The following is an 18,707-nucleotide window of genomic DNA, read 5'->3' as shown; positions in this document are numbered from 1 at the left end:
CTAGGCTTTTTGCGTTTATCAGATTGTGATTTTCCGTTACAATAGCGATATTTGAAATACAGATAAACAAGACATGAAAGCATCTATTATTAATAAACTAGACAGCCTAAGCGAACGCCACGAAGAGCTACAAGCCTTATTGGGCGATGCAACAATCATCAGCGATCAAGAAAAATTCCGTGCTTATTCCAAAGAGTACTCTCAATTGGAAGAAGTAGTTAGTACCTTTAATCGTTGGAAGAAATTACATAGCGACATCGAAGAAGCACAGATTTTGCTTGATGATCCGGACATGAAAGATATGGCAGCTGAAGAGATCGAAGCAAATAAAACCGAGATCGAGCAACTTGAGCAAAACTTACAAATCTTATTACTACCGAAAGATCCGAATGATGAATATAACTGCTTCCTTGAAATCCGTGCTGGAACAGGCGGTGATGAAGCGGGTATTTTTGCTGGCGATTTATACCGTATGTACAGCCGTTATGCAGAAAGCAAACGCTGGAGAATTGAAGAATTAAGTGCTAACGAAAGCGAACAAGGCGGATATAAAGAGATTATCGTTAAAATCAGTGGTGAAGGCGTTTATGGACAGCTCAAATTTGAGTCGGGCGGTCACCGTGTACAACGTGTACCAAAAACCGAATCACAAGGGCGTATTCACACTTCCGCTTGTACGGTCGCAGTAATGCCTGAATTACCAGAAAGTGAAATGCCGGAAATCAACCCAGCGGATCTGCGTATTGATACCTACCGTTCATCAGGGGCAGGTGGTCAGCACGTTAATACCACCGACTCTGCGGTGCGTATCACCCACATTCCGACAGGCATTGTGGTAGAGTGCCAAGACGAGCGTTCACAACACAAAAACAAAGCCAAAGCACTTGCGGTACTTGCTTCACGCATTGTTCAAGTTGAGAAAGAAAAACAAGCACAAGAGCAAGCGGATACTCGCCGTAACCTACTTGGCTCGGGCGACCGTTCAGACAAAATCCGTACTTACAACTACCCACAAGGGCGTGTAACCGATCACCGCATTAACTTAACCGTTTACCGTTTAGATGAAGTGATGAATGGCAAAATTGATGAATTAATCCAACCGATTATTACCGAATATCAAGCGGATCAGTTGGCTGCGTTGTCGGATCAGAATTAATCTGTTCTTAGGGGGAGAAATCCCCATATCGAGATATTCTCTATGGCTCAAATTCACTCACAATGGCAATTCGGCACCACACCAAATTATTTAGCCACATTGGTTCTGTCTGGTAAAAAAACAGCGACTTGTTCAGGCAAAATATTCTATTCCCTTGAAAATGGAGATAAATATCCTGTTCAAGATGAATTGCATACTATTTTAGATAGCCAAAATCAGCCTTTAGTGATAATAAAATTGACAGAAGTGACTTTTAATACCTTAGGCAAGGTATCTGAAGCCTTTGCAGTTGCAGAAGGTGAAGGCTCTTTGGAAGAATGGAAATCGGCACATCAACATTTTTTTAGCCAACAATTAAATCAACCGATTAGTGATGAATTTGAGCTCGTATGTGAACGTTTTGAAGTGGTGAAGATTTTTAGTAAAACCTACCAACAATGGCTCACCTTTGCCGAACAAACCTTACTTGAAAACGCATCACAAGATCCGTTTTTAAACGCCAAAGCCGATGCCAACATTCTGCTACAAGCGGTAACAAAACGTTCAAAATCTGCAATTTTTGCTTTTGCTGAAACGGAACTGAGCGAAAGCGAACTACGCCAACTTGCCGAGCTACTTGCTCGCCGAGCCAAAGGCGAACCGATGGCATACATCTTGGGCGAAAAAGAGTTTTGGTCGTTACCTTTGGCGGTATCCACGGCAACTTTAATTCCCCGTCCTGATACAGAACGCTTGGTAGAAGTTGCGTTAGAATGGGTACACAAGCGGTTAGATACTCAAGAAAAATTGCATATTTTAGATTTAGGCACTGGCACAGGGGCGATTGCTTTAGCATTAGCAAGTGAGCTAGGCAAAAAAGTGGATATTATAGGGATAGATAAACAGCCCGATGCAGTAGAACTCGCAGAGAAAAATCGCCAGAAATTAGGATTTGAAAATGTCCGCTTTTTACAAAGCGATTGGTTTGAAGCCTTGAAAAATCAACACTTTGATCTTATTGTGAGTAATCCGCCTTACATTGATAAAGACGATGAAAATTTAACACAAGGGGATGTTCGTTTTGAACCATTAACCGCACTGGTTGCCGAACAAAACGGGCTGAGCGATTTGCAAAAAATTATCCAAAACGCACCGCTTTATTTAACTCAAAACGGGGCATTGATGTTAGAACACGGCTGGCAACAAGCGGCGAGTGTTCAAGATATTTTCCAACAAAATCAATGGAATGCAGTCACCACATTCCAAGATTATGGCGGTAATGATAGAGTAACAGTAGCAATATGGACAACATAATTAACGATATTTTCCAAGAGATTAAAAAGCCCAAAAGCGTGGTGAGTAAAGTTCAGCTTCAGAAATTTCTTTACCGTGAGTTAGTTCGTTTAACCTTGATGATTGATGATAGCCTGTCTGAACCGCAAGTGTTAGGCTTGATGTCGGCACTTGTCAAAAAAGCTCGCTATGATGTGAATGGGGAAACAGATGCAGAGCGTTTGAACCAACTATTAACCCTAGTTTATCAAGAGTGGGGCTTTCATTGTCATCACGCCGAGTATTTCTATACGGATAACTTATTGATTAATCGGGTGATTCGTAAACATCGTGGAATGCCGGTCTCTTTAGGGGCAGTGGTGCTTTATTTGGCGGCTTCACTGAATTTACCCTTGTACCCCGTCAATTTCCCGACACAATTAATTTTACGTGCTGAATTGAAAAATGAGCAAGGCAGAACGGAGGTGAAATTTATCAATCCGTGGGACGGCTCTGAGTTAGACCGTGAAAAATTAGATAAATGGCTCGAAGGGGAAATGGGCTACGGCGTAGAATTAAGCCAAGAGTATTTGCGTATTGCGGAAGAAGATGAGCTATTAGAGCGGTTAGAAACGGTATTTAAAATGGCTTTAACCCGTGAAGGCAAATATGAAGAAGCACTGCGTTTAATCGAATATCGTTTAACCATTAGCCCTGAAGATCCCTATGAAATCCGTGATCGTGGGATGATTTTAGCGAGTATGGATTGCTATCAAGCCGCTTTTGATGATTTAAGCTACTTTATCGATCAATGCCCAGACGATCCGTCTGCAATGATGTTAAAACTTGAAATTGCAGGGCTTGAGAAACAGAGTAAGGCAAGTGTAGTACACTAATTTTAATTTAAACAAGGATACTTTATGCAACAAAAAACAATCACTCTCGGCAATATCGACATTGCAAATAACAAACCTTTCGTATTATTCGGGGGAATGAACGTACTTGAAAGCCGTGATATGGCAATGCAAGTCTGTGAAAAATATGTCGAAGTTACGCAAAAATTAGGCGTGCCGTATGTCTTTAAGGCTTCTTTCGATAAAGCAAACCGCTCATCTATCCACTCTTATCGTGGACCAGGTATGGAAGAAGGTTTAAAAATTTTCCAAGAATTGAAAGATACTTTCGGTGTCAAAATTATCACTGACGTACACGAAATCTATCAATGCCAGCCAGTTGCAGAGGTAGTGGATATTATCCAGCTACCAGCATTCCTTGCTCGTCAAACAGATTTAGTCGAAGCAATGGCTCGCACAGGTGCGGTTATCAATGTGAAAAAACCACAATTTTTAAGCCCAGGGCAAATGGGAAATATCGTGGAAAAAATCGAAGAGTGCGGTAACGACAAAGTGATTTTATGTGACCGTGGCACGAACTTTGGTTACGATAACTTAGTCGTGGATATGCTTGGTTTTAACGTCATGAAAAAAGTGTCAAAAGGTTGCCCTGTGATCTTTGATGTCACCCATTCATTACAATGCCGTGACCCATTTGGTGCTGCGTCAGGCGGTCGCCGTGATCAAGTGACTGAACTAGCTCGTGCAGGTATGGCGATTGGTTTGGCTGGTCTATTCCTAGAAGCCCACCCAGACCCGAAAAATGCTAAATGTGATGGTCCATCAGCATTGCCACTTTCTAAATTAGAAGCCTTTGTTTCACAAATGAAAGCGATTGATGATCTCGTAAAATCTTTTGAAGAGATTGATACGTCTAATTAAGTTCACTTGTAGGGACACACGGAGTGTGTCCCTTATACATTTTTAACTAAGCTAATTCCACGATTGATTTAGTGAGATAAAAATATGGAACTCAAACTTCCTCCGCCCTTTGTTGCATTGATTTGTGCAACAATAATCTATTTTCTGCCAAACTATGCCAATCCAAATTGGGTTTATCAAAGCTTTGCGATAATCTGTTTTATATTTGGAGTGAGTGTTGATCTCTCTGCATTGTGGGCTTTTTGGCAAAATAAGACGACAATCAATCCGCTTGAACCCAATAAAGCCTCAACTTTAACAACACAAGGCGTTTACCGCTTTAGTCGAAATCCGATGTATTTAGGGATAGTGAGTCTACTATCTGCTTGGGCATTTTGGTTAGGAAATGCGTTCGCATTGCTTGTCGTGTGGGGATTTATTGCTTACATTACTCGTTTTCAAATTGAGCCAGAAGAACGGATTTTAGAACAGAAATTTGGGAAATTTTATCAAGAGTATTGTCAAAAAGTCCCTCGTTGGCTATGGTAATCAGTACAAGCGGTCAGATTTGCAGAAAACTTTGCAAAATTTGCAAAAAAGTTGGACAATCCTACCGCTTACAACATTTATATAAGGAAACATTATGCTAACCAACTACGAAGAAACTATTTTCAGCAAAATTATCCGTAAAGAGATCCCTGCGGCAATCGTGTATCAAGATGAGCTTGTCACTGCATTCCGTGATATTGCTCCACAGGCGAAAACCCACATTTTAATTATTCCAAACAAATTTATTCCAACAGTTAATCACGTTACTGTGGAAGATGAACAAGCTCTTGGTCGTTTATTTACTGTTGCTGCGAAAATTGCCAAAGAAGAAGGCATTGCAGAAGACGGCTATCGCTTGATTATGAACTGTAATAAACACGGCGGACAAGAAGTGTTCCATATCCATATGCACCTTGTTGGCGGTGAGCCGTTAGGTAAAATGTTGGCGAAATAAGATGAAATTCTCTTTTTCTCTTGTTGCACTATTAAGCGTATTTCTGACCGCTTGCGCATCAAATCCGCCAAGCTATCTGCCATCAGGCACAACGCCGATTGTTAATATCGAAGCCAATGTCGCAGAGATCACGGAGGTTGTCGCAAAATCAGATGAACTTGCGGTATTTAATAAAAGTGAACACCCTTTGCATTTAAGCTATAAGCTGTTTTGGTACGACAAAATGGGCGTGACGCAGACCTTGAACGGTGAAGAAACATCGCCTTGGCAACATTTGTTCCTTGAGGCTAAACAACGCCAAAGAATTGCTTTAGACAAGCCAACCCCTGAAAGTGAAAACTACCGTTTTTACTTACGTTTTCAGCGATAATGGCACTTCAATGGCTTGAACAACAGCAACAACAAGCGGTCAGTTCTGTCACAAAATTAGCAGGGCTAACCGCTTGTAGTCATTTGGTCGAATTAGCCAATGGCGAGCGTTACGTTTTACGTTCTCAAACCCAACGAGCCACCGACTATGGCATTGATTACCAACAAGAAGTCGCTTTTTTGCGACTAATTGAGCCACTCGGTTTCGCCCCTAAGGTTATTTATGCTAACAAAACATCTGCCTTGTTATCTTGGATTGATGGGAAAACACCTAGCCATTTTAGCCAACCTTTACTCGAAAAATTAGCTGACCAACTAGCCTGTTTACATCGCTTTGATTGGCAAGCGGTGTGTTCTACGCAAAAATTGACAACCCTAAATCTTGCCGAACGTTGCCAATTCTTATGGAAAAACTTACCGCTTGAAACGCAAAACAGCTTAAACTTCACGCCCCCTTTTCAGCAAATCAGCCCTTATAAACAAGCTATTTGCCATCACGATATTCATCTTGCAAATTTAGTCGAACAAGATGAAAAACTCTTTTTGATTGATTGGGAATATGCGGCGATCTCCGATCCTGCTTTGGAATTAGCGTTGCTTTTTCATAACAATCCTTTGTCTGCGGAACAAAAGGCGTTTTTCTTAGCACGCTATTTTGCAAAATCAGGCTTCGATCCCACCGCTTGTATAGCTAAAATGGTGGAATATCAGCCTGAAATTGAGAAGTTAAATAGATTGTGGTTTGCGATTGGATAAAGAATAAATTAGCACTGTTGCTCTAAAATCACAAAACCAATTCGACGACGTTCAGCGATTCGGCGCTTTAATCGATAAATATGTAAAATACGGCGAGATTTATTGCTATTTAAACGTCTAACACGTTGTTTTAATTTACGTTTTCTCATAATGTAAATTCCTTATTTATTGTTATTTTCCAATGTTACCGGCGCATAATTGACTTCTAAATTGGCATCAGTATTTTCTTGTAACTGACGGCTTTGGTTTTCTTGCTCTTTAACGCGCTGATGATTCATAATGCTATTGTAGTAACGACGGATATTTTCAACGTACTGAAATGCTTCAAAGCCACGTGCATAGCCATATTTGAGCTGACTATAATAGCGTTTTTCCGCCAATAACGGTAAATGCTTCTTCACATCAAGCCAATTATCAGGATCGCCCCCTAACTGCTTCGTTAAACAGCGTACATCAATTAAATGCCCCATACCCATATTATATGCCGCTAAACTAAACCAAATACGATCTTCGGCTGCAATACTTTGTGGCAGTTGATTCATTAATAAATGTAAATAGTCTGAACCTGCTTTCACACTTTGCTCTGCATTGGTTCGATTCATCACGTTCATTCGATCTGCGGTATCTTTTGTCAGCATCATCATACCACGTACCCCAGTTGGTGATGTCGCTGAGGGATCCCAATGAGATTCTTGATAAGCAATCGCCGCCAACATTTGCCACTCTAATGTTCCACGGTATTTTTCAAAGAGATGTTGATACTTCGGCAAGACATTTTCAATGGCTTTGAGATAACTTTGGCTATCCACATAGTCAAAACGGCTTAAATAATTGAAATACTTCTCTTCAATACGAGAGATTAAGCCTGTTTCATTGGCATTGTCCATAAAAGCCAATACGGCAGCTTGTAATTCACTATAAGCACTATTTTGCAAATACCATACCACAGGCTCTTCATCGGTTAAGTCAAACCCAACGGCAACATCAGGCTTGATATGCTGTGCTGCGGAAACATCAATAGAAACCGCCACCGTATATGGAATTTTGCCATCTGCCACTTGCAATAACAGCTCTTCTTGGGTGAAATTATCAGTGATTTTCCATGTTAATTTAGGGTGACGCTCTTGTAAGGCACTCAAAATAGGAATCACTGCCGAACCTGACGGAATTAACAATTCCCCCTGTAAATCATCAATGGTATAAGGGCGTTGAGTACCCTTTTTATAAACCACTTGCCAAGATGCTGAATAATAGCTCGGCCCAATTTGAAACTTCTCTATATTTTCAGGTTGATAGAGTAAGCCAGCCGCTGCAATATCGACTTCATTCTGTTTAAGTCCATTAAAAAGTTGCTCACTGTTATTGTAGGTTTTTACTTCTAAATTTACGCCCAAGTAATCAGAAAATGCTTTCGCCAGTTCGTATTCAATCCCCGCAGTGCCTTCTGAACCAATAAAATACGAGATTGGGTGATTAATCATACCAACCTTCAACATTTTACGTTGCTGAATCTGCGTATAACGATTTTCTTCCGCTTGCATCGCTTGTTGCCAAGGAAATACCATATCCCAAGCCCACAGTAAAAGCGCAATGCCAACCACCAGCCGTATTGCTAGACCTTTCAAATTTGTTATCTCTGTAATATGAATAATAAAGCCGAAGTTTAGCAAACTTCGGCTCAAATCAAAATGGATTTACACAAACGACAAGCGGTGAGTTTCAATCAAAAATTTGCAAATTTCTCTGCAAATTCGACCGCTTGCTACACTTCTTCCGGTAAGAACCCGCCACTTTGGTGTGCCCAAAGTTTTGCATAAACACCGTTTAACGCGAGTAGTTCTTCGTGGCTGCCTTGTTCGACAATTTCGCCTTTGTCTAACACAATTAAGCGATCCATCGCCATAATGGTCGATAAACGGTGAGCAATCGCTACCACGGTTTTGCCTTCCATCAGTTCGGTTAAGTTCTCTTGAATTGCCACTTCCACTTCTGAATCTAAAGCACTGGTCGCTTCATCCAGTAGCAAAATCGGTGCATCTTTCAACATCACTCGGGCAATCGCAATACGTTGGCGTTGTCCGCCTGAGAGTTTTACACCACGTTCACCGACGTGTGCATCGTAACCTGTTCTGCCTTTGGCATCGGTTAAATAAGGAATGAAATCCGCCGCAGAAGCACGCTCAACTGCACGTAACATCTCTTCTTCCGTTGCCGTCGGACGACCGTACATCAGATTTTCACGCACAGAACGGTGAAGCAAAGAGGTATCTTGCGTCACCAAACCGATTTGCGAGCGCAAGCTCTCTTGAGTGACATCACGGACATCTTGCCCATCTACTTTAACTGAACCACTTTGCACATCATAGAACCGCAGTAACAAATTGGTGAGCGTGGATTTACCCGCACCGCTACGCCCTACTAAGCCGACTTTTTCGCCCGCTTTAATATGTAAATCGAATTTTTTCAGTAACGGCTTATTTTCGCTATAAGCAAAATCGACGTTTTCAAAACGAATATCGCCTTGTTCAACGGTCAATGGTTTCGCATTCGGACTATCGACAATGGTATGCGGTTTAGACAGCGTTCCCATGCCGTCTTGTACTGTGCCGATATGCTCAAACAGACTAGCAAACTCCCACATAATCCATTGCGCCAACCCTTTCAAGCGTAAAGCTAATGCCATAGATGTCGCGATTGCCCCTGCGGTAATCAGTGCATTTCCCCACAGCAATAATCCCATTGCTGCAGAAAAAATAATTAAAGTTACAGCATTGATATACGTAATGGTGTCAATCAGGGTTACCAAACGCATCTGTTTATGCACTGTGGTCATAAACTCTTCCATGGATTCTTTCACGTAGCTGGATTCACGTTTGCCGTGAGAGAACAGTTTGACCGTCGCAATATTCGAATAAGCATCGGTAATCCGTCCAGTCATTAAACTACGGGCATCGGACTGCTCTTGAGATGCCTTTGCCAAACGTGGCACAAAGAACCAGACACTCACACCGAGTACAACCACCCAAAGCATAAAAGGTAGCAATAGCCACGCATCGAATTGCAATAAAATGACGCTGGATGTGGTGAAGTAGATCACCACATAAACCACCATTTCAATAAAGGTCATCACCACGTCCCGTGTGGCTAATGCTGTTTGCATCACTTTAGCAGAGACTCGTCCTGCAAATTCGTTTTGGTAGAAACTCATGCTCTGCCCAAGCATTAAACGGTGGAAATTCCAACGTAAACGCATCGGGAACACACCCTGCATACTTTGAAAACGGAAACTGGCGTAGAGATAGGTGGCGATAAAGCCAAGTACGATCACAAACAGCATAAATAACATACTGTGCCATTTTTCCGCTAATAATTGTGACGGACTGTACTTGCCGACCCAATCGACAATCTCCCCAACAAATTGGAATAACGCCGCATCGGTCACGCCGATAATCACACTAAAGAAAATCGCTGCGGCTAAATAAGGGCGCATGCCTTTAGTGGCATTCCAAATAAACGGGATTAATTTCGCTTTCGGTGTTTGGGGAATATCGTCGGGATAAGGATCGATTCGGCTTTCAAACCATTCAAAAAGCTTGTTTATCATAACTTTCCTTAAAAAATAAATTCCCCCTGAATACAGGGGGAGCAAAATGAAAATAACCGATTATGGATTTAACAATTTCTCATCTAATGCCAAATCTTCGTTACGATTCACGCCAATCGGCTGTTTTAACACATTACGAGCGATTTCGTGTGCATCGGCTAAAGAGTGTTCTTTATAAGAGCCACATTGATATTCGTTTAATTCAGGGATTTTAGACTCATCCGGTACTTTCTCTAACGCATCACGCATAGAGGCTTCCCACGCTTTTGCTACTTCTTCAGCTGAAGGTGAACCAATTAACGACATATAAAATCCCGTACGACACCCCATCGGCGAAATATCAATAATTTCAACGCTCTCGCTATTTAAGTGATCACGCATAAAACCCGCAAATAGATGCTCCATCGTATGAATACCACGTGGCGATAAAATCTCAATGTTCGGGTGGACAAAACGTAAATCAAATACAGTAATGGTATCGCCCTTCGGGGTTGTCATGGTTTTTGCAACACGTACCGCTGGGGCATTCATTTTAGTGTGATCCACTTTAAAACTATCTAGTAAAGGCATAACGATTCTCCAATAAATAAAATTATTTAGGGATTATAGCCTATTTAAGCCTGAGTTTTCATACAAGCGGTAAGTTATTCGAAATAATTTGCAAATTTTTACGCCAATCTGACCGCTTGCTTTCTAGTCAGTTTGGCGAAAATTCTGTATAATCGCCCGTCTTTTTGTGATCTCTATCACAATTCAGGATTCGTCTGGTGGGGTATCCCACCATTTTTATACTTTCAAAAATAAAGAAATTTCAATGCAACAATTAGATACTCAAAAATTGCGTAATATCGCAATCATTGCCCACGTTGACCACGGCAAAACCACTCTCGTTGATAAATTATTAAAACTTTCAGGCACATTAGATACTTCTCGTGGTGATGTCGATGAGCGTGTTATGGACTCAAACGATCTTGAGAAAGAGCGTGGTATTACCATTCTCGCGAAAAATACCGCAATTAACTGGAATGGCTATCGTATCAATATCGTAGATACCCCAGGACACGCGGACTTCGGTGGTGAAGTTGAGCGTGTACTTTCCATGGTGGATTCGGTATTACTTGTGGTTGATGCCTTTGACGGTCCAATGCCACAAACCCGTTTCGTAACCCAAAAAGCGTTCTCTCACGGTTTAAAACCAATCGTGGTTATCAACAAAGTTGACCGCCCAGGTGCGCGTCCTGATTGGGTTGTGGATCAAGTGTTTGATTTATTCGTAAACCTTGGTGCAACGGATGAACAGTTAGACTTCCCAATTATTTATGCTTCTGCATTAAACGGCGTGGCTGGTTTAGAACATGAGGATCTTGCACCAAACATGGATCCACTCTTTGAAGCCATCGTAGAACACGTTTCTCCGCCAGATGTTGAGCTAGATGCGCCATTCCAAATGCAAATTTCGCAGTTGGATTACAGCAAATATTTAGGTGTTATCGGTATCGGTCGTATCAAACGTGGTACGGTTAAACCAAATCAGCCTGTCACTGTGATTGATTCAGAAGGTAAAACTCGTAATGGCCGTATCGGCCAAGTGTTAGGCCACTTAGGTTTACAACGCTATGAAGCCACCGAAGCTTATGCAGGCGACATCATTGCAATTACCGGTTTGGGCGAATTAAACATTTCAGATACCCTTTGTGATGTTAACAACGTAGAAGCGTTACCTGCTTTATCGGTTGATGAACCAACCGTAACCATGTTCTTCTGTGTAAATACCTCTCCGTTTGCAGGACAAGAAGGTAAGTTTGTTACCTCTCGTCAAATTTTAGAACGTTTGAAGAAAGAGCTTGTTCACAACGTGGCATTACGCGTAGAAGAAACCGATGACTCTGATATTTTCAGCGTATCGGGTCGTGGTGAATTGCACTTGTCTGTGTTAATTGAAAATATGCGTCGTGAAGGCTATGAATTAGCGGTATCTCGTCCAAAAGTTATCTTTAAAGAGATCGATGGCCGTAAACAAGAGCCGTTTGAGCAAGTAACTATTGATATTGAAGAACAGCACCAAGGTTCTGTGATGGAAGCCTTAGGTATCCGCAAAGGTGAAGTGCGTGATATGGTTCCAGATGGTAAAGGTCGTACTCGTTTAGAATACATTATCCCAAGCCGTGGTTTAATTGGTTTCCGTAACGAATTTATGACAATGACATCAGGCACAGGCTTACTTTACTCAAGCTTCAGCCACTATGACGATGTAAAACCAGGTGAAATCGGTCAGCGTATTAACGGCGTATTAATTTCAAACGGCACAGGTAAAGCTCTGGCTTACTCACTTTATGCATTACAAGATCGTGGTAAATTAATGATCGATCACGGTGCAGAAATTTATGAAGGGCAAGTCATTGGTATTCACAGCCGTTCAAATGACTTAACAGTAAACGCATTAGAAGGTAAAAAACTCACCAATATGCGTGCATCGGGTAAAGATGATGCGTTAACACTCACTACGCCAGTAAGAATGACGCTAGAACAAGCGTTAGAATTTATCGATGACGATGAGTTAGTCGAAGTGACCCCAGCTTCTGTTCGTGTTCGTAAAAAATTACTGACAGAAGTAGAACGTAAACGTGCAAGTCGTACCACGACAAGTACCAGTACGAAATAATGAAAATTAGGGGCTGAAATGCCCCTAAATTATAGGAGATTGAATATGTTTGTAGAAATTTACGGCCGACTAAGTTGCCCTTATTGTGTTCGAGCAAAACAGCTTGCAGAAAAAATGAAAGCAGAATTGCCTGATTTCGATTTTAAATTTGTTGATATGATCGCAGAAGGTATCGAAAAACAAGATTTAGAACCGCGTGTAGGTAAGCCTGTTGCAACCGTGCCACAAATCTTTTTAGATGATGTTCACGTTGGTGGATATTCAGATTTTGCACCGCTAGTAAAAGAAAAATTCGATATTTCTCTCTAACAAAAATGCCATACAACAGTATGGCATTTTTTATCTCTATTTCCCCGCCCAAACAATCATCACTTTGTCTTTTCCATCTTGTCGAGAAAATGCAAAGTATTTGCTGGTTTCGAGGATTTTTTGTTCGCCGTTACCAATAGCAGTGTGATGTTGGCGGAATTTTGCAAGGGTTTGCCAATGTTTCATCAAGGCTTGATGCTCGGTGCTTTTTGCCAAATCCTGCCAGTTCATATCCGATCTTGTGCCTTGAATTGGATCCGATCCTGTTGCTCCGAATTTTCGACCACTTTCATCGCCGTAATAAATTTGTACTGCGCCCGGTGAGAGAAGCAATAAACTGCCTGCAGTTTTCTGTTTATCGACATTATTTTGGCTGTCATCGTGGAAGAACAAGCGGGTATCGTGCGAAGAGAGATAGCTTAACACGTTGAGATTGCTCAGTTTTTCACTCATTTGTTGATAAGTCGGGGCAATTTTGGCAAAGCAACTGAGTGCCTCTTTTGCTTGATCTTGGAAGCTGAAGTTGATCATTGCATCAAAGCCGTTGTTGTAATAATCGCTGGTATGAACGCCGTGTCCCCACGCCTCGCCCGTCATCCAGAATTTATCGCCAAAGGATTGATTTGGATGAGCTTTTTGCCATTTTTCCAAGGCTTTTTCTGCTGATTGTTTCAATTCCAACCAAGTGCTTTTTTCTACGTGTTTAGCGGTATCGACACGGAAACCATCCACGCCGTATTTTTCTACCCAGTTGGACAGCCAACCAATCAGATAATCGCGGACTTTAGCATTTTCACGGAATGTAGCCTGTGTATCAGGTTTATTTGCAAAAAATTCGGGCAATCCGACCGCTTGTTCGCTTTCGGTTTTGAGGTCAGGGAGCGATGCCAGCGACATTTTCAGGTCATCAAATTTCGGGCTGTCGTAATCACCGATGTCGGAACGAAGCCACGCCTTGCCCCACCATTTTTGCCACGCTTCTTTATCGCTAAAGTTAATTAAATTGTTGAACGAGTGCCAGTTTTGACCTGCTTTTGGTGTCCAATTCGTCCAATGTTTGCCGAGCGTTTTCTCAATGTCTTCGCCTTTGAGATGTAATGCGCCAAAGCCATACTGTTGCATATCGGCAAGCGTCGCATAGCCGGTGTGGTTCATCACAATATCGAAAATAACACGAATGCCACGTTTATGGGCTTGGTCAATAAAGGTTTTCAGATCGTCTTCACTGCCCATATTGGCATCAATTTTCGTCCAATCTTGGTGGTAGTAGCCGTGGTAAGCGTAGTGTGGGAAGTCGCCTTTTTCACCGCCACCAACCCAGCCGTGAATTTGCTCAAGGGGCGAGCTGATCCAAATCGCATTTACGCCGAGTTGTTGTAAGTAATCCAGTTTTTGTGTCAGTCCTTTCAAATCACCGCCGTGGAAAGTGCCGATTTCGTCTTTACCGTCTTTTTTACGTCCGTAGCTGTTGTCGTTGCTCGGATCGCCGTTATAAAAGCGGTCGGTTAGAACAAAATAAACAGTGGCGTTTTTCCAAGTAAAAATCGGCTCAGATTTAACCGCTTGCGCCGGTTCTAAGAGCAATAAGCCGTTACTGTCTGCGGACGGTGCCATAATGACTTTTCCATTTTGCACTTTTGCTGTATTACCTGAATAGAAATCTCGCACGGTTTCTCCGTCTTTGAACAGGCTAGAAACTTCAATCTCTAACGGCTTGCCGTCCCATTTCGGACAAACTTGGACTAATTCATTAGCGCTTTTGGTTGCCTCTACAGTCAATTTTGCCGTTGGCGTGCCACTTCGCATATCAATTTCTACGCTGTATTTTCCGTCACGGAACAGCCGGGTAGATTCGGCAGGATCTTTGCAAGGCACAAGGCTGACGACTTGATTTAATTTCAATGCGGTTTGCGGTTGGTAGCATTGTTGATTGAGTGAGAATTGGAAGGGATAATTGCCTTTTTTGAGCTGGGCGTGCGCTTGGTAGAGCAGTTTTTCGTTGGATTCAAAAGTTGGGAAATGTTCACTCTGCCATTGATTTGCCGAAAGGCTAGCGGATGCAAAAAGTGAAAGCCAAAGTAGTGATTTTTTCATTTGGGTTTCCTTGTGTGGTGAAATAGGGAATTATTCCCTATTATCATTTGTAGGGGTGGGGTTTATCCCCACCCGTTAAATCTGATATTGTGTCGGGCGGGGATAAACCCCGCCCCTACGATAGATTCAACATCCCTGATTGACTAAAGATGAGAGAAATCACTTCGCCGAAACGTGTTTAATAAAAATCTGGCGCGGTTCTTTTAAGCCAAGCTGTTCCGCTTCATTGACCAAGTTCATCGCTTTATTCACATCGTTATTTTTCAACGCTTTTAATACGGCTTGATTGAAATAATCTTCGGTGCTGGATTCGACCGGTTGTGTCGGTTTAGTTGCTGATTTTGTTGCAACCGCGGTGGTGCCGACTTGGGTTGGTGCAGGGGTTTTGGCTTCAAATAATGGGCCGTTTAAACCGATAAACTGACTGGATTGAATGTCGTCCACTTCTACATTGACTTTACCTTGGTTGCTATGTGTGACGGTAATATCTGCAATCGCCGGCGGTTGGTTGCCTTTTGCTTTTGCCAAGAGTTTGGCTGGGTGTGTCATCGTGGTTTTACCCTGTAAATCTTGCTCGGTGGTATAAACAAGCAAGTAGATGAAATCTTGATTTGCCGTTGGGGTGAGGCTGAGTTCCGCTTGATATTGTGCCGGACTTAAACCACGTTCTTCGCTGAATTTAAATTGGGAAGACGGATAAGTCATCGCAGGGTTAAATTGTGCATCTAAAATCAAGGCATTCGGGACGAAGACCGTATTATCTTTTTGTACCGAGCTTGTGATGTTAAGTTTAATCGTGCCTTGATTCGCGGGGATTTTGTATGCCACAACCGAACCACTTGCGCCCGCTAATTTGTTCGCAAGGGTTGCCACATTCGTTTCGTTATTTTGTGAAAGCGTAATATCTTGCCATTGAATTTTGGCTAATTCTGCTTTTGTTGGTTGTAATGATGTAGCTGATAATTGAGATGCAAGAAATAGGCTTGAAAGGAAAAGGGCAATTTTGGTTTTCATAAATCCTCCGAGAAATTACCGTGGGCTATACGCCAGTGGCTTAAGAAGTGTTGTAGGGGTGGGGTTTATCCCCACCCGTATTACCTTTAACGGGCGGGGATAAACCCCGCCCCTACGAAAGGCATAACCTAGGGCATAAGCCCTAGGACTTAAGAGTGGCTTACCACCAAGCTTCAAATTGAACACCGCCAACGAATTCGCCGTCTTTCGCTTTATAGCCCGCGTCTGTACGGTTTGCAGTGTTAAATTTGTCATTCCAATGTGCGTAAGTACCGAATACACGGATTGCAGGACGTGCCCAAATGCTTGAGCCAGCTTGCCATTGTTGTGCAAGGGTGTATTTGGTTAAGCTGTTTTTCTTGCCTGTTGCTTGGTCTTTGATTACATCGTAGCCCACTTCAGCAATAGTACTCATGGTGTCATTCCATTTATACATTGGACGAACTCCAGCAGAGTACCAAGTTTTGCCTTGTTTGTTATCTAAGTCTGTTTTTTCGTAGATTAACGCATACATCACTTCAACTTTATCGCTTGCTTGAACAACGCCTTGGTTAATTAAGCGAAGCATATGACCACGGTTGCTAGATAAAGAACCTTGAGCGTGACCGTTGTTCCAAGATGTCATCGAATCTTTTGCATATTGAACGGTGAATTTGTTGAAGCCACCGAAGAAGTTGCCTTGGGTATATTCAGCGGTTGCCATATAACCATTTTTGGTTGCATCACTGTTTACATAAGCTGAATCATCTTTTTTATGTGCGTTTGCGTAGTCAAAACCAAGTTCTAACGAGCCGTCTTTCCAAAGTTCAATGCCAGCTAAACGTACATCAAAGATATCGTTATAGACATCTTTTTTGGTTGAACGATCGCTCTTATAGCTTTTTGTTGCATAGTCATAGTAGTAAGAGAATGCACCGCCAGCTTCTGTATCACGAGTGACTGCTAAAGAGAGTTTACCGATACCCACATCAATATTCTCAACCCCTGCGCCCGGGCCTGAAATATCCCAGTAGTAGAAGTCGTTCATATGCACATCGTGGCGTTGATAGAAGCGTTTACCTGCCCATAATGTTGCGCCCGGCAAGCTGTCTGCGAAGTTTTTGAATTGAACGTTTAATTCACGTAATGCTGGGCTGGTTTCAGTCCAGTCATTGTTTTGTAACGTACCACCGTAAGCCACGTTGGTATCAAAATAAATGGATTTTTCACCGGCTTTATAAAGCTCTTGACCAAGTTTAAATTCTGCATAGGTATCAGATTCGTTACCTAAACGGTATTTTGAACCACCGCCATTTACGGTAAAGGCAGATTGTTCACCACCGCCTGATGTCCAGCCGATACCAGAACGCGCATAACCGTGGAAATCTACCGCGAATGCTGAAGTAGAAAGTAAAGCACCTGATACTAATGTAGCGAGTAAGCTTTTATTGATATTCATAGGAAACTCCTTGATCTCTTTTATTAAGGTTTGACATTATGAAAAAATCGTTAAACACCCAGTTCTTTAAATAAACGTCTGCATGCGGTGCCGTCTTCTTTGAATAAGTGACAGCGGTTCGGGTTGATTCCGACAGACATTTCATCGCCTTCTTCAACTAATACAATGTCGTTTTGGCGATAGACGAGACTTTGCTTGATCGGTGGCATTTCTACGTGAACTTGGGTTTCATTTCCAAGCTGTTCCACCACTTTAACCGTACCGGTAATACACACTTCACTCTGTTCACAAGGCAGTAAATGTTCTGGACGGATACCTAACGAGAGGTTATCGCCAACATTTACCCCTGTGCTATCCACTGGGATCCAGAAATTGAGGTGAGTTGAGTCAGGTAATTCAACTTTTACCCCACCTTCTCTTACATCAATCACTTTCACCGGTAAGAAGTTCATTTTTGGTGAACCGATAAAGCCAGCAACAAAGCGGTTTGCAGGGTAGTGGTAAAGTTCTAATGGTTTACCGACTTGGGCAACGTTAGTGGTAATTTGCGTGTTGTTTCCAAGGGCTTGTAGTACCACGATTTTGTCTGCAAGGGTCATTGCTTCCACTTGGTCGTGGGTAACGTAAATCATTGTTCTACCTAACTTTTTATGCAGTTTGGAAATTTCCACACGCATTTGCACACGAAGAGCGGCATCAAGGTTTGAGAGTGGTTCGTCTAATAAGAACACTTCAGGTTGAGAAACAAGTGTACGACCAATGGCAACACGCTGACGCTGACCACCTGAGAGTTCTTTTGGTTTACGTTGCAACAGGTGGGCAAGTTGTAAAATTTCAGCCACGTGATTCACACGTTGCTCGATTTCTTCTTTTGCTTTACCAGCCAGTTTTAAACCGAAAGACATATTTTCTGCCACGTTTAAATGAGGATAGAGGGCGTAAGATTGGAAAACCATCCCGATATTACGTTTGGCAGGCGGTACATCATTCATACGAGTTTCGCCAATGAAAAGATCACCAGAAGTAATATCTTCTAAGCCAGCAATCATACGCAATAGGGTGGATTTACCACAGCCAGATGGGCCTACAAACACCACAAATTCGCCTTCTTTTATATCTAGGTTAATATTGCGTGAGATATGCACATCGCCGTATGATTTGTTTACACCAATGATTTTTACATTTGCCATTGTCTCGTCCTCTAGGTTACTACTTGTTTTATGGGTGCCAAGCTTACTCATTAGCTTTAGCATTGAAATCATACTTTGAGAAAAAATTTTTCACGAGCGTTAAAAAA

18 protein-coding genes and 1 pseudogene are annotated in these 18,707 nt (G+C 42.2%); 11 read left to right on the top strand and 8 right to left on the bottom strand.

What is annotated here, in order from left to right:
* Nucleotides 1-73 precede the first annotated feature (73 nt).
* The 9 genes and pseudogenes from prfA to EXH44_RS03005 all read left to right on the top strand — a co-directional run bounded on the left by prfA (nucleotide 74) and on the right by EXH44_RS03005 (nucleotide 6,289).
* Nucleotides 74-1,156: a peptide chain release factor 1 gene (gene prfA, locus EXH44_RS03040; protein ID WP_162856219.1), complete on the top strand. Its 1,083-nt coding sequence runs from the start codon at nucleotides 74-76 to the stop codon at nucleotides 1,154-1,156.
* Nucleotides 1,157-1,198: 42 nt separating this feature from the next.
* Nucleotides 1,199-1,510, top strand: a pseudogene (locus tag EXH44_RS11110) (ASCH domain-containing protein); the annotation flags it as partial.
* A gap of 60 nt (nucleotides 1,511-1,570) precedes the next feature.
* On the top strand, nucleotides 1,571-2,449 hold the full coding sequence (gene prmC, locus EXH44_RS03035) for a peptide chain release factor N(5)-glutamine methyltransferase (protein WP_244238753.1): 879 nt from the start codon (nucleotides 1,571-1,573) through the stop codon (nucleotides 2,447-2,449).
* Nucleotides 2,437-3,303: a SirB1 family protein gene (locus tag EXH44_RS03030; RefSeq protein WP_162856217.1), complete on the top strand. Its 867-nt coding sequence runs from the start codon at nucleotides 2,437-2,439 to the stop codon at nucleotides 3,301-3,303. Before prmC ends, EXH44_RS03030 begins: the two co-directional genes overlap by 13 nt.
* A 24-nt stretch (nucleotides 3,304-3,327) precedes the next feature.
* Nucleotides 3,328-4,182, top strand: coding sequence for a 3-deoxy-8-phosphooctulonate synthase (gene kdsA / locus EXH44_RS03025; protein ID WP_162856216.1), 855 nt, complete (start codon nucleotides 3,328-3,330; stop codon nucleotides 4,180-4,182).
* An 84-nt stretch (nucleotides 4,183-4,266) separates the two neighbouring features.
* Nucleotides 4,267-4,710, top strand: coding sequence for a methyltransferase family protein (locus EXH44_RS03020; protein ID WP_162856215.1), 444 nt, complete (start codon nucleotides 4,267-4,269; stop codon nucleotides 4,708-4,710).
* Between the two features lie 94 nt (nucleotides 4,711-4,804).
* The gene (gene hinT / locus EXH44_RS03015; protein ID WP_162856214.1) at nucleotides 4,805-5,164 is read left to right on the top strand and encodes a purine nucleoside phosphoramidase; all 360 of its coding nucleotides are present in this window, start codon (nucleotides 4,805-4,807) and stop codon (nucleotides 5,162-5,164) included.
* A 1-nt stretch (nucleotide 5,165) separates the two neighbouring features.
* Complete coding sequence (locus tag EXH44_RS03010; protein WP_162856213.1) at nucleotides 5,166-5,534, top strand: YcfL family putative periplasmic lipoprotein; 369 nt, start codon at nucleotides 5,166-5,168, stop codon at nucleotides 5,532-5,534.
* Nucleotides 5,534-6,289 carry a choline/ethanolamine kinase family protein gene (locus EXH44_RS03005; RefSeq protein WP_162856212.1) on the top strand — a complete coding sequence of 252 codons (756 nt, stop codon included), beginning with the start codon at nucleotides 5,534-5,536 and terminating at the stop codon, nucleotides 6,287-6,289. The genes EXH44_RS03010 and EXH44_RS03005 overlap by 1 nt, the downstream gene beginning before the upstream one ends.
* An 8-nt stretch (nucleotides 6,290-6,297) precedes the next feature.
* Here EXH44_RS03005 and EXH44_RS03000 read toward each other — a convergent pair whose 3' ends face one another.
* From EXH44_RS03000 to luxS, 4 genes are all read right to left on the bottom strand, one after another.
* Nucleotides 6,298-6,438: a hypothetical protein gene (locus EXH44_RS03000; RefSeq protein ID WP_162856211.1), complete on the bottom strand. Its 141-nt coding sequence runs from the start codon at nucleotides 6,436-6,438 to the stop codon at nucleotides 6,298-6,300.
* Between the two features lie 12 nt (nucleotides 6,439-6,450).
* Nucleotides 6,451-7,914, bottom strand: coding sequence for a membrane-bound lytic murein transglycosylase MltF (gene mltF, locus EXH44_RS02995; RefSeq protein WP_162856210.1), 1,464 nt, complete (start codon nucleotides 7,912-7,914; stop codon nucleotides 6,451-6,453).
* A 137-nt stretch (nucleotides 7,915-8,051) separates the two neighbouring features.
* Nucleotides 8,052-9,893, bottom strand: coding sequence for an ABC transporter ATP-binding protein (locus EXH44_RS02990; protein WP_162856209.1), 1,842 nt, complete (start codon nucleotides 9,891-9,893; stop codon nucleotides 8,052-8,054).
* A gap of 60 nt (nucleotides 9,894-9,953) precedes the next feature.
* Nucleotides 9,954-10,463: an S-ribosylhomocysteine lyase gene (gene luxS, locus EXH44_RS02985; RefSeq protein WP_162856208.1), complete on the bottom strand. Its 510-nt coding sequence runs from the start codon at nucleotides 10,461-10,463 to the stop codon at nucleotides 9,954-9,956.
* A 244-nt stretch (nucleotides 10,464-10,707) separates the two neighbouring features.
* Between luxS and typA the strand changes: the two genes are divergently transcribed.
* Nucleotides 10,708-12,555 carry a translational GTPase TypA gene (gene typA / locus EXH44_RS02980; protein WP_162856207.1) on the top strand — a complete coding sequence of 616 codons (1,848 nt, stop codon included), beginning with the start codon at nucleotides 10,708-10,710 and terminating at the stop codon, nucleotides 12,553-12,555.
* 45 nt (nucleotides 12,556-12,600) lie between these two features.
* Entirely contained in the window at nucleotides 12,601-12,864 is a 264-nt protein-coding gene (locus EXH44_RS02975; RefSeq protein ID WP_135676153.1) for a GrxA family glutaredoxin, read from the top strand.
* A gap of 36 nt (nucleotides 12,865-12,900) precedes the next feature.
* Here EXH44_RS02975 and EXH44_RS02970 read toward each other — a convergent pair whose 3' ends face one another.
* The 4 genes from EXH44_RS02970 to malK form a co-directional block, all read right to left on the bottom strand.
* Complete coding sequence (locus EXH44_RS02970) at nucleotides 12,901-14,958, bottom strand: alpha-amylase (RefSeq protein WP_162856206.1); 2,058 nt, start codon at nucleotides 14,956-14,958, stop codon at nucleotides 12,901-12,903.
* Between the two features lie 159 nt (nucleotides 14,959-15,117).
* Nucleotides 15,118-15,972 carry a maltose operon protein MalM gene (gene malM, locus EXH44_RS02965; RefSeq protein ID WP_162856205.1) on the bottom strand — a complete coding sequence of 285 codons (855 nt, stop codon included), beginning with the start codon at nucleotides 15,970-15,972 and terminating at the stop codon, nucleotides 15,118-15,120.
* 160 nt (nucleotides 15,973-16,132) lie between these two features.
* Nucleotides 16,133-17,410 carry a maltoporin gene (locus tag EXH44_RS02960; RefSeq protein ID WP_162856204.1) on the bottom strand — a complete coding sequence of 426 codons (1,278 nt, stop codon included), beginning with the start codon at nucleotides 17,408-17,410 and terminating at the stop codon, nucleotides 16,133-16,135.
* A gap of 50 nt (nucleotides 17,411-17,460) precedes the next feature.
* A complete protein-coding gene (gene malK / locus EXH44_RS02955; protein WP_162856203.1) occupies nucleotides 17,461-18,600 on the bottom strand; it encodes a maltose/maltodextrin ABC transporter ATP-binding protein MalK in 1,140 nt (379 codons plus the stop codon).
* Between the last annotated feature and the right edge of the window lie 107 nt (nucleotides 18,601-18,707).

Origin of the sequence: Actinobacillus indolicus (assembly GCF_004519515.1) — a bacterium.
Classification (GTDB): domain Bacteria; phylum Pseudomonadota; class Gammaproteobacteria; order Enterobacterales; family Pasteurellaceae; genus Glaesserella; species Glaesserella indolica_A.
This window is presented reverse-complemented; position numbering and strand designations above follow the sequence as displayed.